General features: G+C 62.3%; 1 protein-coding gene. It reads right to left on the reverse strand.

The genetic code is table 11. From position 1 onward, the window contains the following. Positions 1-25: 25 nt before the first annotated feature. Positions 26-448, reverse strand: a 423-nt coding sequence (locus LQD11_RS15445; RefSeq protein ID WP_238618351.1) for a PD-(D/E)XK nuclease domain-containing protein, incomplete at its 5' end; no start/stop codon positions are given.

Here is a 448-nt window from a genome sequence, read left to right on the forward strand (position 1 = left end):
GCCACGATTCACAGGCCCGGTCGGATCAAAGGCTCAGCACGTCAAAGGCGATGATCCGGCGCTGTTCCCTGGAGAACTCCACGCCGATGAGGTGGATGGGCTTGCCCTGACCCTGGTACTTGTCGGCATAGCCCTTGTCCTGGAGCTGCCGCAGCGCCCTGCCCTCCGGCACTTGCTCCACTACCTTGAACTCGAACAGATAGATGTGGCCATTGAAATCCACGGTCATGTCCACCCGACCGGTGTTGCCGGCATCTTCCACGGTGATGGCCAGCCCCAGGGCGGCCAGGTGGCTGTAGAACACGCTGGCGTAATGGCCTTCATACTGGGCGATGGGGTTGTTGCGGTACCAGTCGTGGGGCAGGCCGGCAAACAGGGCCTTGAAGTGGGTTTCCAGGGCCGGCAGGTCATGATTGCGCAGGGCCATGAGCGCCTGCATCTGGGACTC

Source organism: Ectothiorhodospira shaposhnikovii (genome assembly GCF_022227765.1).
Lineage (GTDB): Bacteria > Pseudomonadota > Gammaproteobacteria > Ectothiorhodospirales > Ectothiorhodospiraceae > Ectothiorhodospira.